Origin of the sequence: Micromonospora wenchangensis, assembly GCF_002210435.1 — a bacterium.
In the GTDB taxonomy this organism is placed as follows: domain Bacteria; phylum Actinomycetota; class Actinomycetes; order Mycobacteriales; family Micromonosporaceae; genus Micromonospora; species Micromonospora wenchangensis.
Genome location: NZ_MZMV01000016.1, coordinates 94,285 through 119,844 on the forward strand (window position 1 = coordinate 94,285; position 25,560 = coordinate 119,844).

General features: G+C 72.6%; 28 protein-coding genes. 17 read left to right on the top strand and 11 right to left on the bottom strand.

The window, feature by feature from the left end; translation table 11 throughout:
* Window positions 1–73: 73 nt before the first annotated feature.
* A complete protein-coding gene (locus tag B5D80_RS12240) occupies window positions 74–307 on the top strand; it encodes a hypothetical protein (protein WP_088643959.1) in 234 nt (77 codons plus the stop codon).
* 101 nt (window positions 308–408) lie between these two features.
* Here B5D80_RS12240 and B5D80_RS12245 read toward each other — a convergent pair whose 3' ends face one another.
* On the bottom strand, window positions 409–1,161 hold the full coding sequence (locus B5D80_RS12245; protein WP_088643960.1) for a GH25 family lysozyme: 753 nt from the start codon (window positions 1,159–1,161) through the stop codon (window positions 409–411).
* 163 nt (window positions 1,162–1,324) lie between these two features.
* On the bottom strand, window positions 1,325–1,876 hold the full coding sequence (locus B5D80_RS12250) for a Uma2 family endonuclease (protein ID WP_245854488.1): 552 nt from the start codon (window positions 1,874–1,876) through the stop codon (window positions 1,325–1,327).
* Between the two features lie 100 nt (window positions 1,877–1,976).
* Between B5D80_RS12250 and B5D80_RS12255 the strand changes: the two genes are divergently transcribed.
* From B5D80_RS12255 to B5D80_RS12270, 4 genes are all read left to right on the top strand, one after another.
* Window positions 1,977–2,720: a M50 family metallopeptidase gene (locus B5D80_RS12255; protein ID WP_088643961.1), complete on the top strand. Its 744-nt coding sequence runs from the start codon at window positions 1,977–1,979 to the stop codon at window positions 2,718–2,720.
* Between the two features lie 124 nt (window positions 2,721–2,844).
* A complete protein-coding gene (locus B5D80_RS12260; protein WP_088643962.1) occupies window positions 2,845–3,837 on the top strand; it encodes a ketopantoate reductase family protein in 993 nt (330 codons plus the stop codon).
* A 72-nt stretch (window positions 3,838–3,909) separates the two neighbouring features.
* Window positions 3,910–4,407, top strand: coding sequence for a SigE family RNA polymerase sigma factor (locus B5D80_RS12265; RefSeq protein ID WP_088643963.1), 498 nt, complete (start codon window positions 3,910–3,912; stop codon window positions 4,405–4,407).
* Window positions 4,404–5,312: a hypothetical protein gene (locus B5D80_RS12270; protein WP_088643964.1), complete on the top strand. Its 909-nt coding sequence runs from the start codon at window positions 4,404–4,406 to the stop codon at window positions 5,310–5,312. Before B5D80_RS12265 ends, B5D80_RS12270 begins: the two co-directional genes overlap by 4 nt.
* 101 nt (window positions 5,313–5,413) lie before the next feature.
* Here the strand turns inward: B5D80_RS12270 and B5D80_RS12275 are convergent, their stop codons facing one another.
* A complete protein-coding gene (locus B5D80_RS12275; protein ID WP_088643965.1) occupies window positions 5,414–6,994 on the bottom strand; it encodes an acyl-CoA carboxylase subunit beta in 1,581 nt (526 codons plus the stop codon).
* A gap of 110 nt (window positions 6,995–7,104) precedes the next feature.
* On the opposite strand from B5D80_RS12275, the gene B5D80_RS12280 reads away from it, so the two are divergent.
* Together B5D80_RS12280 and B5D80_RS12285 are read left to right on the top strand one after the other, a co-directional pair.
* Window positions 7,105–7,980, top strand: coding sequence for a biotin--[acetyl-CoA-carboxylase] ligase (locus B5D80_RS12280; RefSeq protein ID WP_088643966.1), 876 nt, complete (start codon window positions 7,105–7,107; stop codon window positions 7,978–7,980).
* 116 nt (window positions 7,981–8,096) lie between these two features.
* Entirely contained in the window at window positions 8,097–8,669 is a 573-nt protein-coding gene (locus tag B5D80_RS12285) for a PH domain-containing protein (RefSeq protein ID WP_088643967.1), read from the top strand.
* A gap of 42 nt (window positions 8,670–8,711) precedes the next feature.
* Here B5D80_RS12285 and B5D80_RS12290 read toward each other — a convergent pair whose 3' ends face one another.
* Together B5D80_RS12290 and B5D80_RS12295 are read right to left on the bottom strand one after the other, a co-directional pair.
* Window positions 8,712–9,437, bottom strand: coding sequence for a GtrA family protein (locus B5D80_RS12290; RefSeq protein ID WP_088643968.1), 726 nt, complete (start codon window positions 9,435–9,437; stop codon window positions 8,712–8,714).
* 62 nt (window positions 9,438–9,499) lie between these two features.
* A complete protein-coding gene (locus tag B5D80_RS12295; protein ID WP_211291467.1) occupies window positions 9,500–10,255 on the bottom strand; it encodes a GtrA family protein in 756 nt (251 codons plus the stop codon).
* 139 nt (window positions 10,256–10,394) lie between these two features.
* On the opposite strand from B5D80_RS12295, the gene B5D80_RS12300 reads away from it, so the two are divergent.
* The 3 genes from B5D80_RS12300 to B5D80_RS12310 all read left to right on the top strand — a co-directional run bounded on the left by B5D80_RS12300 (window position 10,395) and on the right by B5D80_RS12310 (window position 14,020).
* Window positions 10,395–12,236: a phosphoenolpyruvate carboxykinase (GTP) gene (locus B5D80_RS12300; RefSeq protein ID WP_088643970.1), complete on the top strand. Its 1,842-nt coding sequence runs from the start codon at window positions 10,395–10,397 to the stop codon at window positions 12,234–12,236.
* Window positions 12,237–12,276: 40 nt separating this feature from the next.
* Window positions 12,277–13,137, top strand: a complete 861-nt coding sequence (locus B5D80_RS12305) for a hypothetical protein (protein WP_088643971.1) — start codon at window positions 12,277–12,279, stop codon at window positions 13,135–13,137.
* 112 nt (window positions 13,138–13,249) lie between these two features.
* Window positions 13,250–14,020, top strand: a complete 771-nt coding sequence (locus tag B5D80_RS12310; RefSeq protein ID WP_088643972.1) for an isoprenyl transferase — start codon at window positions 13,250–13,252, stop codon at window positions 14,018–14,020.
* 55 nt (window positions 14,021–14,075) lie between these two features.
* Here the strand turns inward: B5D80_RS12310 and otsB are convergent, their stop codons facing one another.
* The 3 genes from otsB to B5D80_RS12325 all read right to left on the bottom strand — a co-directional run bounded on the left by otsB (window position 14,076) and on the right by B5D80_RS12325 (window position 15,947).
* Window positions 14,076–14,900 carry a trehalose-phosphatase gene (gene otsB / locus B5D80_RS12315; RefSeq protein ID WP_088643973.1) on the bottom strand — a complete coding sequence of 275 codons (825 nt, stop codon included), beginning with the start codon at window positions 14,898–14,900 and terminating at the stop codon, window positions 14,076–14,078.
* Window positions 14,901–14,990: 90 nt separating this feature from the next.
* On the bottom strand, window positions 14,991–15,344 hold the full coding sequence (locus B5D80_RS12320; protein ID WP_088643974.1) for a hypothetical protein: 354 nt from the start codon (window positions 15,342–15,344) through the stop codon (window positions 14,991–14,993).
* Between the two features lie 162 nt (window positions 15,345–15,506).
* A complete protein-coding gene (locus B5D80_RS12325) occupies window positions 15,507–15,947 on the bottom strand; it encodes an XRE family transcriptional regulator (protein WP_088643975.1) in 441 nt (146 codons plus the stop codon).
* Window positions 15,948–16,212: 265 nt separating this feature from the next.
* On the opposite strand from B5D80_RS12325, the gene B5D80_RS12330 reads away from it, so the two are divergent.
* The 6 genes from B5D80_RS12330 to B5D80_RS12355 all read left to right on the top strand — a co-directional run bounded on the left by B5D80_RS12330 (window position 16,213) and on the right by B5D80_RS12355 (window position 21,550).
* Window positions 16,213–16,557: a hypothetical protein gene (locus B5D80_RS12330; protein WP_088643976.1), complete on the top strand. Its 345-nt coding sequence runs from the start codon at window positions 16,213–16,215 to the stop codon at window positions 16,555–16,557.
* Between the two features lie 31 nt (window positions 16,558–16,588).
* Window positions 16,589–16,930, top strand: a complete 342-nt coding sequence (locus tag B5D80_RS12335; RefSeq protein WP_088643977.1) for a hypothetical protein — start codon at window positions 16,589–16,591, stop codon at window positions 16,928–16,930.
* Window positions 16,931–17,272: 342 nt separating this feature from the next.
* Window positions 17,273–18,688 carry an RNA 5'-3' helicase PhoH2 gene (gene phoH2 / locus B5D80_RS12340; RefSeq protein ID WP_088643978.1) on the top strand — a complete coding sequence of 472 codons (1,416 nt, stop codon included), beginning with the start codon at window positions 17,273–17,275 and terminating at the stop codon, window positions 18,686–18,688.
* 287 nt (window positions 18,689–18,975) lie between these two features.
* On the top strand, window positions 18,976–19,671 hold the full coding sequence (locus B5D80_RS12345) for an aggregation-promoting factor C-terminal-like domain-containing protein (protein WP_088643979.1): 696 nt from the start codon (window positions 18,976–18,978) through the stop codon (window positions 19,669–19,671).
* A gap of 114 nt (window positions 19,672–19,785) precedes the next feature.
* Entirely contained in the window at window positions 19,786–20,439 is a 654-nt protein-coding gene (locus B5D80_RS12350) for a rhomboid family intramembrane serine protease (protein ID WP_088643980.1), read from the top strand.
* Between the two features lie 142 nt (window positions 20,440–20,581).
* The gene (locus tag B5D80_RS12355) at window positions 20,582–21,550 is read left to right on the top strand and encodes an NAD(P)/FAD-dependent oxidoreductase (protein WP_088643981.1); all 969 of its coding nucleotides are present in this window, start codon (window positions 20,582–20,584) and stop codon (window positions 21,548–21,550) included.
* A 128-nt stretch (window positions 21,551–21,678) separates the two neighbouring features.
* Here the strand turns inward: B5D80_RS12355 and B5D80_RS12360 are convergent, their stop codons facing one another.
* Window positions 21,679–22,365 carry a TetR/AcrR family transcriptional regulator gene (locus tag B5D80_RS12360; protein ID WP_088643982.1) on the bottom strand — a complete coding sequence of 229 codons (687 nt, stop codon included), beginning with the start codon at window positions 22,363–22,365 and terminating at the stop codon, window positions 21,679–21,681.
* A gap of 142 nt (window positions 22,366–22,507) precedes the next feature.
* Between B5D80_RS12360 and B5D80_RS12365 the strand changes: the two genes are divergently transcribed.
* Window positions 22,508–23,458, top strand: coding sequence for an NAD-dependent epimerase/dehydratase family protein (locus tag B5D80_RS12365; protein ID WP_088643983.1), 951 nt, complete (start codon window positions 22,508–22,510; stop codon window positions 23,456–23,458).
* A 47-nt stretch (window positions 23,459–23,505) separates the two neighbouring features.
* On the opposite strand, the gene B5D80_RS12370 is transcribed toward B5D80_RS12365, so the two are convergent.
* A complete protein-coding gene (locus B5D80_RS12370) occupies window positions 23,506–24,477 on the bottom strand; it encodes a DMT family transporter (protein WP_088643984.1) in 972 nt (323 codons plus the stop codon).
* The gene (gene glpX / locus B5D80_RS12375) at window positions 24,474–25,505 is read right to left on the bottom strand and encodes a class II fructose-bisphosphatase (protein WP_088643985.1); all 1,032 of its coding nucleotides are present in this window, start codon (window positions 25,503–25,505) and stop codon (window positions 24,474–24,476) included. The genes B5D80_RS12370 and glpX overlap by 4 nt, the downstream gene beginning before the upstream one ends.
* Window positions 25,506–25,560: the final 55 nt, after the last annotated feature.

Sequence of the window (25,560 nt, forward strand, 5' to 3'; positions counted from 1 at the left end):
GGGGTGAAATCGTTTCGCATGACTTTCCGTCGTACGGGGTATCTCTCCCGGGACGACGGAAGGAGGTAGCGAGATGAGTTACCGACGCAGGGACGCCCGGCCGAGACTGGCACTGTGGATGCTCGTCGCCCTCGGCGATGTCGTCCTGCTGCTGCTCAGCGCCGGCGTGGCCGCGCTGGTCGTGTCGATCGCCGTCGTGACGGTCGCCGCCGCCGGGGTCGCCGCCTGGCGGCTGAGCCGCCGGACCGCGATGCCCACCGCCACGGATGCCGTGACCATGCCGTTGACCAGCCGGAAGAGCGCCTGACCCGACGGGGTCGTCGACCGCGACGGCGGCAGCCGGACCAGCCATCGACCGTACGGTGATGACCGGTCCCGCTGCCGCCGAGCCGCGTCCGGGGGGGGTGATCAGGTGTTGTTCGCCAGCGCGATCAGCCGGGAGCGGTCGCCGTTCCAGTAGTTGCGGTCGACGTTGCCGCTGATCCCGGAGACGCTGCCGCTGCTGGTGTACTGCCAGAAGCTCCAGACCGGGGCGCCGGCGGGCAGGGTGCCCGGCGCGCTCGCCCAGCGGGCCAGCCAGAGCGGGTGGTTGGCCCACGGGCCCGTCCAACTGCCGGTGCACTGGTTCCACCAGCTCGTGGTGGTGTAGATGACCGCGTACCGGCCGGTGCGGGAGCGGTAGGTGTTGAGGAAGTCCTGGATCCAGTTGCGCATCCCGGTGGTGGACAGCCCGTAGCAGGTGCCGCCGCTGTACGGGTTGGCCTCGACGTCGAGCGCGGCCGGCAGGGTGCGGCTGTCCGCCGACCAGGCCCCGCCGTTGCTGGCGAGGTAGCCGGCCTGGGTGGCGCCGGAGGAGATGTTCGGCCGGGCGAAGTGGTAGGCCCCCCGGATCACCCCGGCGTTGTACGCGTTGACGTAGTTGGCGTTGAAGTTCGGGTCCTTGTAGCTCGAACCCTCGGTGGCCTTGATGTAGGCGAACTCGATCCCGGCGTTGCGGACACTGGTCCAGTTGATGGAGCCCTGGTAGTGGGAGACGTCGACGCCGGCGGTGGTGGCGGCGGCCGCGGGTCCGGCCGTGACGACGAGGGCCGCGGCCGCGGTGGCGGCCACGGTGAGACCGGCGGCGAACAGCCGGCGCAACGACACACTGGTACGGGTCATGGATTCCTCCAGGGACGCCAATCGATTGACGCCAATCTTTGGAGATTCCTGCCCTTGATCGCAAGAGGTCCTAAGGAAACTTTCATCGACAACGGTCGAGTTGACGTACGGTGATCCGAACCGGTCAGGGCAGGTCGGAGGTGGTATCAGGCAGCGGATCGGCTCAGCGCAGCGTGGCCGGGTCGAGCTGCCACCGGAACGGTTCGGCCAGGGTCAGCGTCTCGCCGGCCTTCGCGACCTGGTCCTCCACGTAGTGCCTGCCGTCGAGCCGGTGGAGCCGCAACGAGTGGGCGTCACCGTCCTGCTCGACCAGCAGGTACCACGGGATGCCGGCGAGCGCGTAGAGCTGCATCTTGACCAGACGGTCGGCGGCGGCGTTGCCCGGGGAGACGATCTCGCAGACCAGCGCGACCTCACCGGCCTCGACCACCGTGCCCTCGTCGTCGGTGTCGGCGACCACCACGTCGGGAATGACGATCCGGTCCACCCCGAGCCGCACGTTCACCGCCTCGAACACCAGCAGACCGAGGGGCCGGGCGGCTGGCCGAAGACTGTCGACAAGGCTCCACGACACCAACTGGTGCCGCTTGCTCGGAGCAGGGCTCACGATCAGGCTCCCGTCGAGCAGTTCGATCCGGTTGGGGGTGTCGGCCATGGCGAGGTAGTCGGCCTCGGTCCAGAGGCCGACGTGGTGTTCCAGAGGAGCCGCGCTCACCGGCCCTCACCTCCCGCTCCGCTCGCCGCCCGGTCAGTCTCACACGATACGAGGCGACGACCGTCGAGCGACACGATCCGGCCGGGTAGGCTCCCCGGCCATGGTGTCGATCGACGGGCTGGGCGACCTCTGGGACCGGCTGTTCAGTGCCCAACCCGACCCGCCGCCCCTGCTGGTGGTGCTCACCGCCCTGGCCGCGCTGGCGGTCGTCGCGGTCCGGTCGACCTGGCGGGTCGCCCGCAACGCGGTGACCATCGCCCACGAGGGGGGCCACGCCCTGGCGGCGCTGCTCACCGGGCGGCGGCTGCACGGCATCCGGCTGCACTCGGACACCTCCGGCCTCACCCTCAGCGCCGGCCGCCCCACCGGCCCCGGCATGATCCTCACCCTGCTCGCCGGGTACGTCGCGCCGTCCCTGGTCGGCCTGGGCGGCGCCTGGCTGCTCGGCGGCAACCGGATCACCCTGCTGCTCTGGGTCGCGGTCGCGCTGCTGCTCGCCATGCTGCTGCTCGTCCGCAACGTGTTCGGGGTGCTGTCCCTGCTGGTCACCGGCGGGGTGGTGCTCGTCGTCTCCTGGTACGCCACCCCGCAGGTGCAGGCCGTGTTCGCCTGGACCTCGGTCTGGTTCCTGCTGATCGGCGGCGTCCGGCCGGTCTTCGAGCTGCAACGACTGCGCAGCCGGGGCCGGATGCCCGAGTCCGACGCCGACCAGTTGGCCCACCTGACGCCCTTCCCGGCGCTGCTCTGGGTGCTCGTCTTCGGGCTGGTCAACCTGTTCGCCCTCGCCGTCGGCGCGGTCCTGCTCGCCGGCCCGCTGCTCGCCGAGGCCGGCATCCCGCTCTGACCCCGGTGCGGCATCCCGCTTCGACCGGGCGGCCACTCCGCGCCGACCGGGAGCGGGCCCGGGTGACCGGTGGCACCCCGACCTCGGGTCGCCGACCTGGGCGGATGCGGGCAGAATCGGTCGGATGCGATACCTGGTCATCGGAGCGGGCGCGGTCGGCGGCACCATCGGCGTACTGCTGGGGGAGGCCGGCCGGGACGTGACGCTGGTGGCGCGCGGGCCGCACCTGGCGGCGATCCGGCGCGACGGGCTCACCCTGCGTACCCCCGAGCGGGCGGTGACCTGGCGGGGGCCGGCCACCGACGGGCCGGGGACCGAGCCGCTGCCCGCCGACACCGTCCTGGTGCTGACGGTCAAGTCGCAGCACACCTGGGCGGCCCTGGACACCTGGGTGGACGCCCCGGTCGCCGGGGGCGGTACGGCGGGACAGCGGCTGCCCCTGTTCACCGCGCAGAACGGGGTGGCCAACGAGCCCACCGCGCTGCGGCTGTTCGCCCACGTGCATCCGGTCTGCGTGTGGCTGCCGGCCACCCACCTCGACCCGGGCGTGGTGATCGCCAGCGGTCACCCGTACCCGGGGATGTTGCACGTGGGCCGTTACCCGGGCGGTGCCGACGAGGTCGACGCGGCGGTGGCGGCGGACCTGACCGCCGCCGGGTTCCTCGCCCCCGTCCGGGACGACGTGATGCGGTGGAAGTACGGCAAGCTGCTCAACAACCTCGGCAACGGGGTGCAGGCCCTGTTCGGCGCCGGCCTGCCGGACTGGCTGCTAGACCGGGTCCGGGCCGAGGGGGTCGCCGTGCTCGCCGCCGCTGGCATCGCCCACCCCTCCGACGAGGAGGAACGCGCCGAACGCGGGGACCGGGTCGGCACCCGGCCGGTCGACGGGCAACCGCGCAGCGGCAGTTCCACCTGGCAGAGCCTGACCCGGGCGGCCGGCAGCACCGAGGTCGACCACCTCAACGGCGAGATCGTGCTGCTCGGCCGCCGGTACGGGGTGCCCACGCCGGCCAACGCCGCCGTGCAGACGGCGGTCCGGCGGCTGGCCCGGGAACGCCTCCCCGCCGGCACCTTCCCGCTCGCCGAGCTGACCGACCTGCTCGACGGGGCAGAATGACCGGCTGACCACGCAACCCACCGGGGCGCGGCACGCGTGTCACAGGCGACCGCCACGGGGGAGGTAACCAGGGTGCCGGACGTCGACGGCTTCGACGAGTTCTACCGGGGCAGCCGGCAACGGCTGCTCGGCTTCGTCTACGCGCTCACCGGCAACCTGGCCGAGGCGCAGGACGCCGTGCAGGAGGCGTACATCCGGGCCTGGCAACGCTGGGCGACGGTGAGCGGCTACGACGACCCGGAAGCCTGGGTACGCGTGGTGGCCTCCCGGATCGCGGTGAGCAGGTGGCGCAGCCTGCGCAGCCGGGCCCGCGCCTACCTGCGGCACGGGGTGACGACCGAGAGCGTGCCCGGCCCCGGCACCGAAACCCTGGAGGTGGTCGCCGCCCTGCGGCAACTGCCCGAGGAGCAGCGCACCGCGCTCGCCCTCTACTACCTGCTCGGCATGCCCGTGGCCGAGGTGGCCCGGGAGACCGCCGCCCCGGTGGGCACGGTCAAGGCCCGGCTCTCCCGGGGGCGTGCCGCGCTCGCCGGGCTGCTCGCCGGTGGCGACCTGGAGGAGGTCCGATGAGTGAGGAGCTGACCTTCGTCGACCGGCTGCACCGGGACCTACGCGAGGTCCGCTGGCCCGAGCCGGCGGAGCTGCGGGCCCGCGCCCGCCGCCGCAGCCGCCGTACGGCGGTGCTGTCGACGGTGACGGTGCTCGTCGTGCTGGCCGGTGCCGCCGTGGCGGTACGGGAACGGCCCACCGGGCCGGCGACGCCCACCGCCCCGGTCGCGGCCCCCGGGTCCGCCCCCGCGTCGGCCCCGGCGCGGACGGAGATCCCCCTCGACGCCCTGCTGACCCCCGCCGACCTGCCCACGAAGACCGGCGAGCGGCTCGGCGACACCGGCCTGGGGGAGGCCGTCCGGATCGACCCGCTGCTCGAATCGTGTGGGCGGGAACGCGACGTCAGCGCCCAACTGTCGGTGTCCCGCGCCTCCCGGTCGCAGACCCTGCTCCGCCCGACGACCCGGGCCGGCCAGCCGGCCACGCCCGTGCTCAGCCAGGACGTCTACCGCATCGAGCTGGCCCGGGGGCGGTGGCTGTTCGGCGAGATCGACCGGCTGCTCAACGCCTGCGCCGAGTGGACCCTCAACGCGTCCACGCTCGCCGCCGACCAGCAGCCGGTGGCCACCGAACAGGAGCACCACTGGGAGCCGGCGGCGCGGGACTTCGCCGGTGACCAGTCGGTGCTGCTGCGGCACGTCGCGTCGCAGCCCCGGGCGCAGACCGGCGGGCGACCGGTCGGCGCGGCGGCGAGCGTCGAGACCACCCTGGTGGTCCGGGTCGGTGACCTGGTCACCGTGGTGGTGCCCGCCCCGGACACGGTCGCCGAGGGGGTCGACGACACCGGGATGAGCCAGCAGGACCTGCTCGGGCTGGGCGGGACCGCCGCGAAACGCCTCTGCCCGGCCGCCGACGCCCCCTGCTGACCGGTCCGTGTGGACCCTGGCCGGGCCTGCCCGGCCGCCCTGTCCGCGCCGGCCCGCCAACGACGCGCGGCGGGCCGGCGCGCGGCCGGCGGGCCGCCCGGCTACAGCGGGATGTTGCCGTGCTTCTTCGGCGGCAACGTCTCCCGCTTGGTCCGCAGCACCCGCAGCGCCCGGACGATCTGGGTCCGGGTCTCGTGCGGCGGGATCACCGCGTCGACGTAGCCGCGTTCGGCGGCGACGTACGGGTTGGCCAGGGTGTCCTCGTACTCGGCGATCCGCTCGGCGCGGACGGCGGCCGGGTCCTCGGCGGCGGCCAGCTCCTGCCGGTAGAGGATGTTCACCGCGCCCTGCGCGCCCATCACCGCGATCTGCGCCGTCGGCCAGGCGAAGTTCAGGTCCGCCCCGAGGTGCTTGGAGCCCATCACGTCGTACGCCCCGCCGTACGCCTTGCGGGTGATCACGGTGACCTTCGGGACGGTCGCCTCGGCGTACGCGTAGAGGAGCTTCGCGCCCCGGCGGATGATGCCGTCCCACTCCTGGCCGGTGCCGGGCAGGAACCCGGGAACGTCCACGAAGGTCAGCACCGGGATGTTGAACGCGTCGCAGGTGCGTACGAACCGGGCGGCCTTCTCGGAGGCGGCGATGTCCAGGGTGCCGGCGAAGTGCATCGGCTGGTTGGCGACCACCCCGACGGGACGGCCCTCGACCCGGCCGTAGCCGACCACGATGTTCTGCGCGTAGAGCGGCTGCACCTCCAGGAACTCGCCGTCGTCGAGGACGTGCTCGATGATCCGGTGCATGTCGTACGGCTGGTTGGCCGAGTCGGGGATCAGCGTGTCGAGTTCCCGGTCGGCGTCGGTGACGTCGAGGTCGGCCGGGGCGTCGAGGACCACCGGCTCGTCGAGGTTGTTCGACGGCAGGTAGGACAGCAGCGCCTTGACGTAGTCGACCGCGTCGTCCTCGTCGGTGGCGAGGTAGTGCGCGTTGCCGCTGCGCGTGTTGTGGGTACGCGCGCCGCCCAGTTCCTCCATCGCCACGTCCTCGCCGGTGACCGTCTTGATGACGTCCGGCCCGGTGATGAACATGTGCGAGGTCTGGTCGACCATCACGGTGAAGTCGGTGACCGCCGGGGAGTAGACCGCGCCGCCCGCGCACGGGCCCATGATCAGGGAGATCTGCGGGACGACCCCGCTGGCCCGCACGTTGCGGAAGAAGATCTCGCCGTAGAGGCCGAGCGAGACGACACCCTCCTGGATGCGCGCCCCGCCGGAGTCGTTGATCCCGACCACCGGGCAACCGATCTTCATGGCCAGGTCCATCACCTTGACGATCTTTTCGCCGAAGACCTCGCCGAGGGAGCCGCCGAAGACCGTGAAGTCCTGCGCGAAGACGCAGACCTGCCGGCCGTCGACGGTGCCGTAGCCGGTGACCACCCCGTCGCCGTACGGGCGGGTGCGGTCCAGCCCGAAGTTGGTGGACCGGTGCCTGGCGAACTCGTCCAACTCGACGAAGGAGCCCTCGTCCAGGAGCATGTCGATCCGCTCCCGGGCGGTCTTCTTGCCCCGCGCGTGCTGCTTCTCGACGCCGCGTGCGCCCGCGTGCACCGCCTCGTCGACCCGGCGCTCCAGGTCCGCCAGCTTGCCCGCGGTGCTGTGGATGTTGGTCCCGGTCTCGGTAGTCACCCTGGGAATATAACGATGGTTCAGGCCGACGCCGCTGTGCAGTACGCCTCAGTGGCCTGCGCCGGAGGCGGGCCGGGCGGTGGTGTCGGGCCGGGCCGTAGGCTGGCGGGATGCCGGGTTCGCCGTACACCGATCTGGACCGACCGCCGCTGTCGGCGGCGCGGCTGTCCCGGGCGTTGACCGCGCCGCTGGGCCCCTGGCGGCGGCTGGACCTGCGGCCGGAGACCGGCTCGACCAACGCCGACGCGGTCGACGCCGCGCGGGCCGGCGAGCCGGAGGGCCTGGTCGTGGTGGCCGAGCGGCAGACCGCCGGCCGGGGCCGACGCGGCCGGGCCTGGCAGTCACCGCCCCGGGCGGGTCTCGCGACGAGCGTGCTGCTGCGGCCCGGCGAGGCCGTCACCGACCGCGACTGGCCGCCGGCCGCCCCCACCGGGTACGGCTGGCTGCCGCTGCTCGCCGGGGTCGCGCTGGTCGAGGCGGTCTCCCGGCTGGCCGAACTGGACGCCGGCCTGAAGTGGCCCAACGACCTGCTGATCGGCGACGCCAAGTGCGCCGGCATCCTGGCCGAGGCGGTGCCGGCCGCCGGTGCGGCCGAGCCCCCCGCGATCGTGCTCGGCATCGGGCTGAACGTGACGCTGCGCGCCGAGGAGCTGCCGGAGAACCCGACCGGGCTGCCGGCGACGTCGCTGCAACTGGCCGGGGCCACCGCCACCGACCGGGACCCGCTGCTGCGGGCCCTGCTGCGCGCCCTCGCCGACTGGTACGACAGGTGGCGGCTGGCCGGCGGGGACGCCGACGCGTGCGGCCTGCGGGCGGCGTACCTGGCCTCCTGCGTCACGGTGGGCCGCCGGGTGCGGGTGCTGCTGCCCGACGGCACCGACCTGACCGGGCTCGCCACCGGGGTGGACCCCGACGGGCACCTGCTCGTCGACACCGCCGCCGGGGAGCGCCGGCTGGCGGCCGGGGACGTGCTGCACCTGCGGTGACCGGCGGGCCCGCGGTCGGTTCGTGCGCGGGGTGCACGGCCGACCGCCCGGCTGATCCGGTGGGTCGCCCCGACCGGTTACGGTCAGCGCGTCCGATTGTCGCCGAGGAGGTTCCCGTGGCGTTCCCCGAAGACGTGCTCACCGAGGACGAGCACGTCGTCCTGCACCTGCACCCGCATCCGAAGGCGCTGTTGCGGCCGGTCCTGGTGCTGGTCCTCGGTGTCGCGGCGGTGGTGGCGGGCTGGCTCCTGCTGCCCGACGGCGACGGTGGCACGCTCGTGCTCGCCGTGGTCGCCGGACTGTTCCTGATCGCGGTGCTCTGGCTGGGGTTGTGGCCGTTCCTGGTCTGGCGCAGCACGCACTACCTGTTCACCAACGAGCGGGTGCTGCTCCAGGAGGGTGTCTTCTCCCGGCACCGGCGGGACCTGCCGCTGGCCCGGATCAACGACCACTCGATGACCCAGCGGTTCACCGAGCGGCTGCTGGGCTGCGGCACGCTCACCATCGAGTCGGCCGGCGAGCGGGGGCAGTCGGTGCTCGTCGACGTGCCCCGGGTCGACCGGGTGCAGACCACCCTCTACGAGCTGGTGGAGGCGCAGCACGACAAGCACACGCTGGGCGACGGGGAGATGCGCGACATCCTGGCCGACATGCGGGAGGGCAAGCCGTTGCGGGACACCAGCGGCTGATCCGTGGGACCGGCCCGCCGACCCCGGGTGTCGCGGGGCCGGTCAGGGGCGCTGCGTGCGGGGGGTGGTGCCGGCGTGCAGCTCGGCGGCCAGTTCCGCCTCCAGGTCGCCGCCGGCGACGGCCGGGCCGAGGGTGCCGCCCCGGCCCTGCTTGAACACCGGTTCGACGGTCGGGGCCGGCGTGCCGGTCGCCGGGACGGTGCGGTCCTCGGCCTGGCTCTGGGCCTCCTCCAGCTCGCTGACCGATTCGGCCAGTTCGGCGACCGGGTCCAGCTCGGCCATGGTGTCCCACTCGTCCCGCTTGATGGAGTGCCAGGTCTCCTCGGCGTGCTTGGGGACCGGCTGGAAGACGAAGGTCCGGTAGGACCAGAACCGGAACAGGGTGGCGAGCAGCACGCCGCCGGTCTTGGCCACGTTGAGCGCGAGCAGGCTGTTGAACCCGAGGCCGTACTTGGCGGCGGCGAGGACGCCGAGTTCGATGATCAGACCGGCGCCATTGAACAGGAAAAACAGGGCGTATTCGCGCCGAAGGGCTGCTTTCGGTCGGTCCCGGTACGTCCAGTGACGATTCATCAGATACGACGTGATAGTCGCCACGATGGTGGCGATGACCGTCGCCTTCAGTTGACCGTCGACAAAAACGGTGAGTGCCAGAGCATTGAACACCGCGTAATTGATGACGGTGTTGACGCCCCCGACGATGCCGAATTTGAGCGCCTCGCGGATGAACTTCTGCCAGCGCTCGGGCAGCAGACGGACAAGACGCATGCGCAACACCTTAGGGCTGAGGACGGTGCCGGGAACTCCGGCTGGACGGGGTGGGCGACCGGTCACGACCCGGACGACGGGTCGCTGGTCGCCTCCGTGACGGCGGGAGTTCCCGCTTCGACGAAGACGAACCGTCGGTACGACCAGAACCGGAACAGCGTGCCGAGCGCGGTGCCCACCACGTAGCTGGCGATGTTGTCGGCCAGCGGGGTGCGGAACACGCCGGGCCAGATGCTGCCCAGCCCGTACCGGCTGCCCGCCAGGCAGGCCACCGCGATGCCCAGACCGACCGCGTTGAAGAAGAAGAACAGCGCGTACTCGCGGGCCGGGTTGGAGCGGACCCGGTGCCGCCAGGTCCAGAACCGGTTGCCCACGAACGCGACGGTCGCCGCGATCACCGTGGAGACGACCCGCGCGGTCACCGGCTCGACGCCGCGCCCCAGCGTGAGGTAGTTGAACAGCGCGAAGTCGACCAGGAAGGCCACCCCGCCCACGGTGGCGAACTTGCTCAACTCGCGCAGCAGGTGACCGAACCGGTCCAGCAACGACCGAACCAGACCCGGGCGGGTCCGTGGGGCACCCGGCTGGTCCCCGGTCATCGTCGCGGCCACCTCGCGAGCGTACCGGTAACCGGCGCCGCGGACGGGGCGCCACCGGCGAGCCGCCGCCGCGCCGTTGCCCGACCCGCGTCCCCCGTTGTCCGGGGGGCGTTCCCGCGCCCGTCGACAGTTCGTCGAAGGATTTGCGTGAAAGTGCGCGTGAAAGCGGGTATCAGCTCGTGTTACCGCAGCCGGGCCGCACCTTGTGCAGTTCTTCACAACCAGTCCCACTGACTCGCGGGTCCGCCCGGTTTACGCTGAGGCCAATCCCAGGTTTCCACGAAGGCGACGCGGCCCGCGTCCGCCGAGACTCGTGCATCCCATAAATCGGTCAGCGTCGACCACAAGGAGATGAGTCATGGTTGCTCCGGCTACTGTGCGGGGGATCGATCAGGCCCCCACGACCCACCCCAAGCTGCTCGCCTGGGTCCGGGAGATCGCGGAACTCACCACCCCCGACCGGGTGGTCTGGGTGGACGGGTCAGACGAGGAGTGGCGGCGTCTCACCGACGAACTCGTCGACAACGGCACCCTCGTCCGGTTGAACCCGGAAAAGAAGCCGAACTCCTTCTACGCCCGCACCGACCCCACGGACGTCGCCCGGGTCGAGGAGCGCACCTTCATCTGTTCCGTGGACGAGGCGGACGCCGGCCCCACCAACAACTGGATGGCGCCGGCCGAGATGAAGCGGACGATGACCGAGCTGTACCGGGGTGCGATGCGCGGCCGGACGATGTACGTCATCCCGTTCTGCATGGGCCCGGTCGAGGCCGAGAACCCGATGTTCGGTGTCGAGATCACCGACAGCCCGTACGTGGTCGCCTCGATGCGGATCATGACCCGGATGGGCGCCAGCGTGCTCGACGCGATGGGCGACGACGCCGAGTTCGTGCACGCGCTGCACTCCATCGGCGCACCGCTCGCCCCCGGCCAGTCCGACGTCGCCTGGCCGTGCAACGAGACGAAGTACATCTCGCACTTCCCGGAGACCCGGGAGATCTGGTCCTTCGGCTCCGGGTACGGCGGCAACTCACTGCTCGGCAAGAAGTGCTACTCGCTGCGGATCGCCAGCGTGATGGGGCGGGACGAGGGCTGGCTCGCCGAGCACATGCTGATCCTCAAGATCACCTCGCCGGAGGGGAAGGTCTACCACGTGGCGGGCGCGTTCCCGTCCGCCTGCGGCAAGACCAACCTGGCCATGCTGGAGCCGACCATCCCCGGCTGGAAGGTCGAGACCATCGGCGACGACATCGCCTGGATGCGGTTCGGCCCCGACGGCCGCCTCTACGCGGTCAACCCGGAGTACGGCCTGTTCGGCGTCGCCCCGGGCACCGACTGGAAGACCAACGCCAACGCGATGCGGACGCTGGACCGGGGCAACTCGATCTTCACCAACGTCGCCCTCACCGACGACGGCGACATCTGGTGGGAGGGCATGGGCGAGCCGCCGGCCCACCTGATCGACTGGAAGGGCAACGACTGGACGCCGGAGAGCGAGAACCTCTCCTCCCACGCGAACAGCCGGTTCTGCACCCCGATCACCCAGTGCCCGATCCTGGCCGACGACTACTTCGACCCGAACGGCGTGCCGATCGACGCGATCCTGTTCGGTGGCCGCCGCCGGGACACCATCCCGCTGGTCACCGAGGCCCGCGACTGGGTGCACGGGGTGTACCTGGGGGCGACGCTGTCCTCGGAGACCACCGCCGCCGCGTCCGGCGCGGTCGGCGTGGTGCGCCGCGACCCGATGGCGATGCTGCCGTTCATCGGCTACCACGCCGGTGACTACTTCAACCACTGGATCGAGATGGGCAAGGGCGTCGACGGCGACGCCGCCAAGCTGCCCAAGATCTACTACGTGAACTGGTTCCGCAAGGATGCCGAGGGCAACTTCCTCTGGCCCGGCTTCGGCGAGAACTCGCGGGTGCTCAAGTGGGTGGTCGAGCGCATCGAGGGCAGCGCCGACGCGGTCGAGACCCCGATCGGCATGGTGCCGACCGCCGACGCGCTGGACGTCGAGGGGCTCGACATGACCCCGGAGGACGTCCGGATCGCCCTCAAGGTCGACCCGCAGGAGTGGCGCGACGAGCTGCCGCTGGTCACCGAGTGGTTCGAGAAGTTCGGTGACAAGCTGCCGGCCGTCCTCTGGTCGGAGCTGGACGCGCTGCGCGCCCGGCTCGACGCGGAGCAGCCCCGGTAGCAGGTGTGCCGGTCGCCCGTACCGGGCAAGACCGGAAACCATGAGGACGGCCGCCGTGACCCCACCGGTCCGGCGGCCGTCCGCCGTCCGGGCGCTGACCACCCTGCTCGCGTCGACCGCCGCCGCCACCGTCGTGGTCGAGCTGCTGAACTGGTGGTACGCCCCGGAGCAGGAGTTCGGCCTGGCGGTGCGCACCGGCTGGGCGATGCTGCGGTCGCTGGGTTTCCTGGTGCTGATCGGGCAGGTGAACCGGGGGCGGGCCGGGGCCAGACCGTTCGGGCTGATCCTCGCCGTGACCACCGTGTTCGCGGTCGGCCGGCTGGTGGTGCCCCGGCAGGGTGTCCCGCCGCTGCCCGGCCTGGTCGGCTTCGCCGTGCTCACCGCGCTCTGCCTCGCCGTGGTGGTACTGCTCTACCGCTCCGACACGGTCGCCGGGCACCTGGTGCGCCACCGCCGGGGCCTGGTCGTCGAGGGCGGCACGATCAGCTGGCGGGAGGTCGCCCCGAAACGTCCCGAGGTGACCGGCTGGCTGCTGACCAGCCGGGTGGCCGCGTTCACGTACAGCCCGTTGATGTTGGTGCCGGCGCTGGTGGCCGGCGGTGCGGTGCTGGACGGCCGGCTCGCCGTCGTCCCGGTGGTGCTGGCCTGGTTCGCCGCCGGCATCGTGGTCAGCTACCTGGTGCTGTTCTGTACGGCGTTCCTGCTGCGCGGCAGGCGGTGGGCCCGCCGCCTGCTGGTCACGATCACCCTGGGCGTGCTCGCGGTGAACCTGCCGCTGTGCTGGTGGCTGCTCGGCCTGGACGGCCTGGTCCGCGACGGCGCACCCCTGCTGGCGGCGGCCACCCTCGCCCTCTACGCCCTGCACCGCGCCCCCGCCACCCCCACCACCCCGCCCCGGTGATCAAGAGATTCCGGTCAGTGGACGGCCCGCCGACGACGTATTTCTCTTGATCACGCGCGGAGTGCGCCACCGAGGCACTGATGTTCGGCACGGGTCGCTACCCTGCAAGGTGATGACTCTGCGGAAACTTCTCTACTCCGTCTACGAGCGCCGGCTGACGGCCAGGCTCGCGGGTCGACCGGTGCCCCGGCACGTCGGCGTGATGTGCGACGGCAACCGCCGGTGGGCGCGGGAGATGGGCTTCGTCGATCCGAACGACGGGCACCGGATGGGTGCCGAGCGGATCAAGGAGCTGCTGCGCTGGTGCGACGCGGCAGGCGTCGGTCACGTCACGCTCTGGCTGCTCTCCACCGACAACCTGTCCCGGCCGGCGGAGGAGCTGGACCCGCTGCTCCAGATCATCGAGGATCTCAGCACCGAACTGGCCGAGGAGGGAAACCCCTGGCGGCTGCGGATGGTCGGCGCGCTCGACGTGCTGCCCACCCAGCACGCCCAGGCGCTCAAGGCCGCCGAGGAACGCACCCGGGAACGCACCGGCGGCGCACAGGTCAACATCGCCGTCGGCTACGGCGGCCGGCGCGAGATCACCGACGCGGTGCGGTCGCTGCTGGTGGAGCACGCGGCCAAGGGCGGCACCATCGAGGAACTGGCCGGCACGCTGGACGTCGACCACATCTCCGAGCACCTCTACACCCGGGGCCTGCCCGACCCGGATCTGATCATCCGGACCAGCGGCGAACAGCGCATGTCCGGTTTCATGCTCTGGCAGTCGGCGCACTCGGAGTTCTACTTCTGCGAGCTGAACTGGCCCGACTTCCGGCGGGTCGACTTCCTGCGTGCCCTGCGGTCCTACGGCACCCGGCAACGCCGCTACGGCACCTGACCCGCCGAGGGGCCCGCACCCCGGGCACCCCGGAGCGACGCCCGCGCGGGTGCGGTCAGGTGAGGTGGCCCACGGCCCGGGTGAGAAAGTCGCCAAGCGCGGCGGGGGAGTCGATGGTGAGGTCGGCGGCCTCGGCGACCTCCCGGCCGGTCTCCGGGTTGGCCACCGCCACGCAGATGCCGAGGAACCCCGGGTCGGCGGCCGACCGGGCGCGCAACGCCGCGAACGCCTTGATGTCGGAGACGTCGTCGCCGAAATACCACGCCCCGCCGGCGTCCCGGACCACCTCGCCGATGACCAGACCCTTGTCCCGGTCGACGGGGGGCTTGAGTTCCAGCACCATCCGGCCGGCCTGCACCCGCAGCCCGAGCCGTTCGGCCTGCGCCCGCCCCCACTGCTCGACCGCCGGGCCGAGCTGCTGCGCGGTACGCCAGTGCAGCGCCACGCTCAGCCGCTTGAACTCCACCAGCGCCCCGGCGGGCAGCTCGGCGCGGGCCCGGTCGGCCAGTTCGGCCATGGTGGGCACCCAGGGCAGCGCGGCGGGTTCGGTGACGGTCTCGCCGCCGGAGTGGCTGTGCTCCAGTCCGTACAGTCCGTAGAGGTCGATCCCGGTGAGGCCGCCGAGGTGGTCACGGAGGAAGTCGACGGGACGGGCGGAGACGATCGCCACCCGCTGCACCACCGGGGCCAGCGCCTCCAGGGCGGCGAGCACCTTGGGCGCGGGGCGTACCGCGGTGGGGTCGTCGTCGACCGGCGCGAGGGTGCCGTCGAAGTCGAAGAAGAGGACGGTGTCGGCGGCCCGCTCGGCGGTGGTACGCCAGGCGTGCTCAGCATCCAGCGGGGTCTGCGGCTGCTGGTTACCCAGATTCAACGGCGGCACGCGCGACAGCGTACCCCGGCGGCGGTGGCTGATTCGTGGCTTCGGAGTGGCTTCTTGACACCGCCGGGGTGTGTGGTCCGCGAGTTCTCCTCAGCGTTCGGCGGCTCCCCGCCCCCGCCGCCCCAACGGCACCACGGTGGCCTCGCGGCCCTGGTTGAGCAGGTAACCCTCGACGAAACCGGTGTTCCGGTCGCCGGTGCGGGTCTCGATCTCGTTGAGCCGCGCCACCAGGAACTCGGTGAGCGCGCTGACCCGGTCGTCGAGCCGGTCGTGCAGTTCGGCGACCACCGCCAGGACGACGGCGGTGCCGGCGACGGTCAGGGCGAAGAGGTTGAACACCAGCGGGATCTGCCCGCCCCCGCCCACGCCGGCCACCAGGTTCGCGGTCACGCACGCGGTCAGGGAGACTGCCGCGACCACGACTGCCCACCACTTCAGGGTCATGGACAGACCCCTCCTTCTGTCCCGCAGGGCTGAGTTCGGCCTTGTCCCGTCCCCCCGCCGACGACGAGCCCAAGCAGTACGAATAGGGACGCTAGCGTGCCCGTTGCCGCCCCGGAGCGAAACGATCGGGTCTGATCAGGCGTTCTTTCGCCATCTGAGGAACTACCCGGCCTGCTCTCCGCCCTTTCGGACATCGAGCGGGAGAGTGGGGCGGTATGCGAGGTAACGAATGGTTTCCCGGATGTGGAACTTCTCCGCGTCCGACACGGCGGGGTCGACCAGCCGGCGCAGCAGCGCCTCGACGTCCGGGTCCATCGGGGGCGCGCCGGGGGCACCCCGGGGGGTGGCGGCGCGGTCCCAGCCGAGGGCGGCGAACGCGGCGGCCGGGTTGAGGCCCAGCCCCTCACAGAACGCCACCACCCGTTCCGCCTCGGGGTCGCTGGCCCAGTCGCCGCGCACCCACCGGTTGATCGTCTGGCGGGAGACACCGGTGCGGCGGGAGACCTCGGTGCCGGTCCAGGCGCGCATCGCCCGGGCATCGTCGAGCGCCCGACGAACGAAGGTGGCGAATGCGATCTTCCGGGCGGGGGCGGTCTCGGTCACCCCGAAACCGTACGACCGTAGTGCCCGTCCGGGCTGCCCGGGGCGGATCTTTGTCACGCATATGAGACGCGCTCACCGGGTCGACCGCACCCGCTCAGGAGTCGGTACGAAGGGGTCTCACCTGGGCATAATACCGCCGAGCGAGGCGGCCGGGAACCAGACGAAAAGCTGATACTGTCACGCTCATGGGACAACCTACGGTGTGTCACGTGCTTGAGACGATCAGTGCTCACATGCGTCACGCTCCCGGTGCGAGGGGGACGCGGTGACCGAACTCGCGACCCGTGCCCAGGCCTTCGGCCTGATCGCGGAGGGGGTCGCCGCCGGGCTGAGCGCGCCCTGGCGGCTCTACCTCGCCCGGGGCTGCCGCTACCTGTCACTGAGCGTCGGCGACCGCGACGAGTGGAACGCCTGGCGGACCCATCTCGGCTGCCCGGAGATGAGCGTCCGGGTCTACGACGCCGGTGGTGAGATCCGCCGCTCCTCGATGGCCGAGGTCGTGCTGGACGGCTGTCGGATCAGCGTCGAACTGGTCGAGGAGGTCAGCACCGAGGACCTGGAACGGCTGCTGGTCGTCGACCCGAGCCCGGCCGAGCCGGAGGACCGGTGACCCGGCCGCCGCGGCCCACCGGAGCCGCCCGATGAGCCCCCTGCTCGCCCTGTTCCTCGTCCTCGTCCTCGGAGCGGCCAGCTACGCCGCCGGCCGGCTGCACGGCCAGCTCAGCTACCGCATCGGGTACCGCTTCGGCTACCGGCAGGGCTACTTCGACGGGGACCGGGGCGCCTGGAACCGGCGGCGGCGCGACGCCCAGGCCGTGCTCGCCTCGGCGCTCACCGCCCCGGCCGTGCCGGCCAACGCCGCGCGGCGTCCCACCCCCGCGGTCCGCCAGGGCACCACGTACACCGGCTCCTCGTTCGCGGCCCCACCCGGCCCGGTCGCCGGCCGGCACCCGACCGGCACCCTGGTCCGCCGGACCGGCTGAACCCACGGGAGCCGACGGCCGTCGGTACGGCGTGCCGACACCTGCCGCGTCGACCCGTGACGCGGTGCCACCGGCCGGGATGCGCGCAGGGGGCAGGCATCCCGGCCGGTCCGCGTCGCCCGCCGCCAGGCCGCCTGCCCGGTGCGGGGGAGATCCTCGTCCACCCTCTAGCCGAGGCGGCCCGGCGCCGCTAGCGTCTAGGCATGACCCGGGGTTTTCCCGGGTCAGCCGGCCGCCCGGATCTGCGACCTCGCGCACGGGGTTCCGCATCCGACCCCGTGTCCCCGGGCACCGGAGGAGGCGGAACGCGGATGGCGGATGCCCGTCCGTCGGAGCAGGCCTGTGACGACTCGCCGTACGCCCGCCGGTGTCGACCAGATCCCGGCCGCGACTGCCACGACCCGCCGAGCCACCCGGAGCCGCCGTCCGGCGGCCGCCGCCCCGCCCGGCCCCGAGGAGCCCGGCCCAGCCGGCCAGGTGTTCGTTCTGGACACGTCGGTGCTCCTGTCCGACCCGGCGGCCTTCCACCGCTTCGCCGAGCACGAGGTGGTCCTGCCGCTCGTGGTGATCTCGGAGCTGGAGGGCAAACGACACCACCCGGAGCTGGGCTGGTTCGCCCGCCAGTCCCTGCGCATGCTCGACGAGCTGCGGGTCCGGCACGGTCGCCTGGACCGTCCGGTGCCCGCCAACGAGTCCGGCGGCACGCTCACCGTGGAGCTGAACCACTCGGACGACGGCGTCCTGCCCCCCGGGTTCCGCAACGAGTCCAACGACGCGCGCATCCTGTCGGTGGCGCTGAACCTGGCCGCCGAGGGGCGGGAGGTGACGCTGGTCAGCAAGGACATGCCGCTGCGGGTCAAGGCCGCCTCGGTCGGCCTGCGGGCCGACGAGTACCGGCACGGCCAGGCCAGCGACCCGACCTGGACGGGGATGGCCGAGCTGGAGCTGGGCGAGGACGAGATCGGCCGGCTCTACGCCGGGGACTGCCTCGACCTGGACGCCGCCGCCGGCCTGTCCTGCCACACCGGCCTGGTGCTGCACTCCACCCGGGGGTCGGCGCTGGGGCGGGTGCTGCCCGACAAGACCGTCCGGCTGGTGCGGGGCGACCGCGAGGCGTTCGGTGTGCACGGCCGCTCGGCCGAGCAGCGGATCGCGCTGGACCTGCTGCTCGACGAGTCGATCGGGATCGTGTCGCTGGGTGGCCGGGCCGGCACCGGCAAGTCGGCGCTGGCGCTGTGCGCCGGGCTGGAGGCGGTGATGGAGCGCCGCAGGCACAAGAAGGTGGTGGTCTTCCGGCCGCTCTACGCCGTCGGCGGGCAGGAGTTGGGCTACCTGCCCGGGTCCGAGTCGGAGAAGATGTCGCCCTGGGCGCAGGCGGTGTTCGACACCCTCGGGGCGGTGGTGCACGAGAACGTGCTGGAGGAGGTCACCTCGCGGGGCATCCTGGAGGTCCTTCCGCTGACCCACATCCGGGGCCGGAGCCTGCACGACGCGTTCGTCATCGTCGACGAGGCCCAGTCGCTGGAGCGGGGCGTACTGCTCACCGTGCTGTCCCGGATCGGGCAGGGCTCGCGGGTGGTGCTCACCCACGACGTCGCCCAGCGGGACAACCTGCGGGTCGGGCGGCACGACGGGGTGACGGCGGTGATCGAGGCGTTGAAGGGTCATCCGCTCTTCGCGCACGTCACGCTGAACCGGTCCGAGCGGTCCCCGATCGCGGCGATGGTGACGGATCTGTTGGAGGACATCCCGGGCTGACCGTCGCGGGGGCGGGGTCCGCCCGCCATCGTCCGCATTCACTTTGTGGCGCAGGTCACAATATGCGTGCCGGGTTTCCCATCGGCCTCACTGTGCGCGATCGTGTCCCACGAGCGCCCACGTCCCGGTGGGGGTGTCGGTGACCGTTCGTCCCGTCCTGGGGCCGGTCGCCGCCCTCTGCCGGTGCGTCGGTGGCGACCGGCTCAGGTCGGGGCGCTCGCGGCACGACCGCGCCCGTCCAGGGCCGGTCCGCGCCGCGTCCTTGCCCCCGACGAAAGGGACACTTCGTGAGTCGGCTGTGGAGCCGGTTCGGTGCCCGTACGGCCGCCGTCGCACTGCTCTCCGTGGGCGTTGCCGGCGGTTTCTATCTGGGCGAAGACCGCGAAACCCAGCAACAGGGCCTGACCGCGCAGGTCGGCCTCCAGGTCGACCAGGCCGAGTACGACTACCAGCGCGACCGGCAGGCCGACCACCGGCGGGAGTCCGCCAAGCAGCGGGCCGCCGAGTACCAGGCGAAGCTGCGGGCCGCCGCGGCGGCCAAGGAGGCCGCCCAGCGGGCCAAGGCCGCCGAGGCCGCCGCCGCGTCGCGGAAGAAGGAGCGCGAGGCCGAGGCCAAGGCCAAGGCGGAGGACGGGAAGATCAAGGCCTACGCCGGCCCGGTCCCCGCCTCGTGCAGCTCGTACAGCGGGCACCGCAAGACCGGTTGCGCGATGCTCCTCCAGGCGGGCTTCAAGATCGACCAGATGCCCTGCCTGGACAAGCTCTGGAACAAGGAGAGCGGCTGGAACCCCAAGGCCAGCAACTCCTCGTCCGGCGCTTACGGCATCCCGCAGGCGGTGCCGGGCAGCAAGATGAGCTCGATCGCCAGCGACTGGCGGACCAACCCGGTCACCCAGATCAAGTGGGGCCTCGGCTACATCGAGGGCCGGTACGACAACCCGTGCGGCGCCTGGGCCAAGAGCCAGAGCGAAGGCTGGTACTGAGCGACGACACAGACGGCGGGGCGGGTGGGCGACCACCCGCCCCGCCGTCGTCGTACCCCCGGTGGCACGGGACCCGGGTGGCGGTCGGCGAAGAATGCTGATAGCCATGGTGGGGTGACCCTGCACCCGACGGGCGGCGACCCCGACCGGTTCGGCACCGAGGCGTTCTACGCGTCGCTCGGCCGGGCCTTCGTCGCCATGTGCGCGGTGGTGCCGTTCCTCTTCCTCATCGAGGCCCTCGACCAGGGGCTCGGCTTCGGGCTCGACGTGGCCGCCGGGATCATCCCGCAGCGCGTCCAGGGGCTCGACGGGGTGTTCTTCTCGCCGTTCCTGCACCACGGCTTCGACCACCTCTACAGCAACAGCATCCCGCTGATCCTGCTCGGCACCTTCGTGCTGGCCGCCGGCACCCGCCGCTTCCTCTGGTCCACCCTGGTCATCATCCTGGTCAGCGGGCTCGGGGTCTGGTTCACCGGCTCGCCAAACTCGGTGGTCGTCGGGGCGAGCGGGGTCATCTTCGGTTACCTGGGCCTGCTGTTCACCCGAGGCGTCGTCGAACGGAGCTGGTGGAACTTCGGGGTGGTGCTGCTGGTCGGGCTGCTCTACGGCTGGCAACTGCTCGGCATCCTGCCCACCGACGAGCGGATCTCCTGGCAGGGTCACCTGTTCGGGCTGCTCGGCGGGGTGGTCGCGGCGATCCTGTTCCGGCGTCGTCGCCCGTACGACCCGTACCGGGAGTACCGGGTGGAGTCCACCCTGACGCCCTGAGCGGGCGACCCGCCCGGCCCGCGTGGCGGGGGCGGGACATGCTTGCCCGGGCCGCACGTCGGGCCTACCGTCGGCAGCAGCACGCGTCGCCCGCCACCGGCGCGGCGCACGTTGATCGCCAGCGGAAAGCGACGGTACGCCCATGCGTGAGGTCGATGTCGCCGTGATCGGAGCCGGCCCGACGGGGCTGTTCGCCGCGTACTACGCGGGTTTCCGGGGGCTGTCGGTGGCGGTCGTCGACGCGCTGCCCGAGCCGGGCGGGCAGATCACCGCCATGTACCCGGAGAAGCTGATCCTCGACGTCGCCGGCTTTCCCGCCGTCAAGGGCCGGGACCTGGTCGCCAACCTGCTCGCCCAGGCCGCGCCCTACCACCCGGAGTACCTGCTCGGCACCCGGGCCGAGAAGCTCGCCCACACCGACGGCCGACCGGTGCTGGGCCTGGCCGGCGGCGAGCAGTTGCGCTGCGGCGCGGTGCTGGTCACCGGCGGGCTGGGCAGTTTCACCCCGCGCCCGCTGCCGGTCGCGGACAGCTTCGTCGGCGGCGGGATCGTCTACTTCGTACCGGAGCCGACCGCGCTGGCCGACCGGGACGTGCTGATCGTGGGTGGCGGTGACTCGGCGTTCGACTGGGCGGCCACCCTGCAACCGCTGGCCCGCTCGGTGACCCTGGTGCACCGCCGGGAGCGGTTCCGGGCGCACGCCGCGACCGTGGCCCGGGTGCTGTCGCTGCCGGTGCGGGTCGTGGTCAACGCCGAGGTGACCCGGCTCTACGGCGACGACACGGTCACCGCCGCCGAGATCACCGTCCGGGGCGGGGCGGCCGAGACCCTGCCGGTCGACACGGTGGTCGCGGCGCTCGGCTTCACGGCCGACTTGGGGCCGCTGGCCGAGTGGGGGTTGCGGCTGGACCGCCGGCACATCGTGGTGGACAGCGCGATGGCCACCAACCTGCCCCGGGTCTTCGCCGCCGGTGACATCACCGAGTACCCGGGCAAGGTGCGGCTGATCGCCACCGGCTTCGGCGAGGCCGCCACCGCCGTCAACAACGCCGCCGTCGCCATCGACCCGGCGGCCCACCTCTTCCCCGGCCACTCCTCCGACGCCGGCTGACCCCGCTCTGCGGGCCGACGGGGCCGCTGTGTCTCCCGTGCCGACCTGGCCGTGGTGCCCGCCCGGTCCGCCGTGCGCAGCCTGGCCGTGGGGCCGGCCGGCCCGGGGAGGTGTCCCGGCGGGCCGGGTCAGGGCAGGCCGACGAGGTCGGCCATCAGGGCGGTCTGGTGGTCGAAGTAGGCGTCCCGGTGCGGGACGACCGGGTCGAGGCGGCCGAAGAGGTCGAAGCTGATCAGCCCGAAGAGTTGGGTCCAGCCGGCCATGCCCCGGGCGAGTAGGGCCTCGGGCAGGCCGGGGAAGAGGCCGGCGGCGATCTCGGCCAGGTCGGCCCGGACCGGCTCGGGCAGGTCGTCGTCGGGCGGGGTGATCCGGCCGGCGGCCACCCCGTCGCGGAGGATGCCGAGCAGGGTCAGCGGTGGGCGCTGCGCGGGGAGCACGGTGTCGACCGGGGCGGCGTACCCGGGCACCGGGCTGCCGTAGAGCAGGGCGTACTCGGCGGGGTGGGCCAGCGCCCAGGTGCGGGCGGCCCGGCAGACGGCGTGCCAGCGTCCGCGCAGGTCGGCCCGGTCGACGGCGGCGTCGGCGGCCTCCACCGCGTCGCCGAGCGCCTGGTACGCCTCGATGATCAGCGCGGTGAGCAGGTCGTCCCGGCTGGGAAAGTAGCGGTAGATGGCGGACGAGACCATCCCCATGTCCCGGGCGACCGCCCGCAGGGAGAGGTCGGCCCCGTCGCTGGCGAGGTGGCGGCGGGCCACCGCCTTGATCTCGTCGATCATCTCGGCGCGGACCCGGGCGCGGATCGAGGAAGCCGGCATGCGCCTACTCTGCCACGGGGCAGAGCGCCAATCAAAATAGAGAGCACTGCTCTTGACTCCGGGGAGCCGGGTCGGTCATGCTGGACGCAGCTCAGCGAGAGCAATGCTCTCGATTCGGTCTACCGCTTCGAAAGGTTCTCCCATGTCGCTGCACGTGATCGTCGGTGCCGGCCCGGTCGGCACCGCCACCGCACACCACCTCGCCGAGCAGGGCGAACAGGTCCGGCTCGTCACCCGCCGGGGCACCGGCCCCGTCGACCCGGCGATCGAGCGGATCGCCGCCGACGCCGCCGACACCGACCGGCTGACCGCCCTCACCGACGGGGCGGTCGCGCTCTACAACTGCGCCAACCCCGCCTACCACAGGTGGGCCACCGACTGGCCGCCGCTGGCCGACGCACTGCTCACCACCGCCGGGCGCACCGGCGCGGTGCTCGCCACCGTCGGCTGCCTCTACGGCTACGGCCCGGTCGACGCGCCGATGACCGAGGACACCCCGCTCGCCGCCACCGGCACCAAGGGGCGCGTCCGTAACCGGATGTGGACCGAGGCGCTCGCCGCCCACCGCGCCGGCCGGGTCCGGACCACCGAGGTGCGCGGCTCGGACTACCTAGGTGCCGAGGGCAACTCCCTGCTGCCGTTGGTGCTGCCGAAGGTGCTCGCCGGCCAGCGGGTCGTCCTGCCGGTGAACTGGGACGCCCCGCACACCTGGACGTACGTCGTTGACGTGGTGCGTACCCTGGTCGCCGCCGCGACCGACGAACGGGCCTGGGGACACGCCTGGCACGTGCCCAGCGCCGCGCCGGCCAGCGTCCGCGAGCTGGCCGTCCGGGCGGCCGAGCTGGCCGACGCCCCGCCGCCGAAGCTGACCCGGCTGCCCTACCCGCTGCTCTGGCTCGGTGGCCTGACCGACCCCTTCGCCCGCGAGCTGCGGGAGACCGCGCACCAGTTCGCCAGGCCGTTCGTGATGGACTCGACCCGGGCCACCGCCGTCCTCGGCATCACCCCGACCCCGCTGGACGAGGCGCTGACCGCCGCCGTCCGTACCCTCACCGCCGCCGGGACGCCCACCCCGGCGGGCACGGTCCACTGACCGCCGCCGGTCCGCCCGCACGGACGGTCCGGTCGGGTCGGCGCGGGTCAGCGGCGCGGGGCCGGGCCCAGCGCCGCCACCAGCACCGCGACCAGGGTCAGCGTCGCGCCGGCCAGGGTGGCGGGGCCCGGGTGCGACGCCGACGTCGGCAGCACCACGTCCAGCATCACCGCCCCGACGACCTGACCGGCGATGGTGGCCAGCCCCAGCAGCAGGACCCCGGTGAACCGGACGATCGCCGCCGCGACCGTGATGAAGACGGTGCCGATCGGGCCACCCAGATAGAGCCACGGCTCGGTCGGCAGCGCGCCACCGGGAGCACCCCGGACCGCCAGGTCCACGCCGAAGGTGACCAGCAGGGCCACCGTGCCGACGGCGAAGTTGACGCCGGTGGCGACGAGCGCGCTGTCCGACGCCGCGCGGACCAGCCCGTTGACCGCCTGCTGCCAGGCCAGGCCCAACCCGGCCAGCAGCGGCAGCAGGGCCAGCACCAGGGTGCCCGGGTCACCGAGCCGGTCACCGACCGCCAGCAGCACGGCCAGCACGGTCAGCACCGCGCCGGCCAGCCGGGAGAGCGTCACCGGCTGCCGACCGCCCGGCCCGATCCCCGCCCGGTCCACGGCCAGGCTGCTGGCCGACTGACCGGCGACCACCGCCACGGTGAACACCGCCACGCCGAGCGTCCCGATGGTGAGTCCCTGGGTGGCGACCAGGAACGCCCCGCACACCCCGCCCAGCATCTGCCACGGTCGCAGCGCGCCGGAGCGCAGCGATCCACGCAGTTCGGCCAGCCCACGCCGCCCGCCGGGCAGCGCGGGGACCAGCACCAGCAGCACCACCAGCCCCAGGCCGAAGGAGACCACCGCGGCGGCGATCCCGTCGGCCAGGCGTACGCCCAGTTCGCCGTTGATCCGGGACTGGACGGCCACCCCGACCCCGGCGGCGGTCGCCAGCCCGATCCCGGCGATCCGGCGGGAGGTGGGCAGGACGGGGGGAACCGCCGTGCCGGTCGCTGTCACTCCTGCTCTGCCAGGGGCCTGCCGTCGAAGTCCACCGCCGAGTAGAGGGCCAGCTTCTCCAACCGGTGGTACGAGTCGATCACCCGGATCGTGCCGCTCTTGGACCGCATCACGATCGACTGGGTGTACGCCCCGCCCGCCTGGTACCGCACCCCGCGCAGCAGGTCACCGGAGGTCACCCCGGTCGCCACGAAGAAGCAGTTGTCCCCGGTGACCAGGTCGTCGGTGCCGAGCACCCGGTCCAGGTCGTGCCCGGCGGCGAGCGCCTTCTCCCGCTCCTGCGCGTCCTGCGGCCAGAGCTTCGCCTGCATCGCCCCGCCCATGCACTTGAGCGCGCACGCCGAGATGATCCCCTCCGGGGTGCCGCCGATGCCCATCAGCACGTCGACGCCCGACTCGCCCCGGGCTGCGGCGATCGACCCGGCGATGTCGCCGTCGGAGATGAACCGGATGCCGGCCCCGGTCCGCCGGATCTGCCCGACCAGGTCGTCGTGCCGGGACCGGTCCAGCACGCAGACGGTGACCTCGGCCACCTCGGTGCCCTTGACCTTGGCGATCCGCCGGATGTTCTCCGCCGGGCCCGCCTCGATGTCCACCACGTCGGCGTAATCCGGGCCGACGGCCAGCTTCTCCATGTAGAAGACGGCGCTCGGGTCGAACATCGCCCCCCGCTCCGAGACGGCCAGCACGGCGAGCGCGTTGGGCATGCCCTTGCTCATCAGCGTGGTGCCGTCGACCGGGTCCACCGCCACGTCCACCTCGGGGCCGGTGCCGTCGCCCACCTGCTCGCCGTTGAACAGCATCGGCGCGTTGTCCTTCTCGCCCTCGCCGATCACCACGACGCCACGCATCTGGATCGAGTTGATCAGCTTGCGCATGGCGTCGACGGCTGCCCCGTCGCCACCCTCCTTGTCGCCCCGGCCGACCCACCGGCCGGCGGCCATCGCGGCGGCCTCGGTGACCCGGACCAGGTCGAGGGCGAGGTTACGGTCGAGATCCTGCGGGACCCGCGTCCTGGTGTTCGTCATGGCGGCTTCCTCCTCGCGACGGTGCGGGGTGGGCCGGCGGGACGCAGGTCGCCCC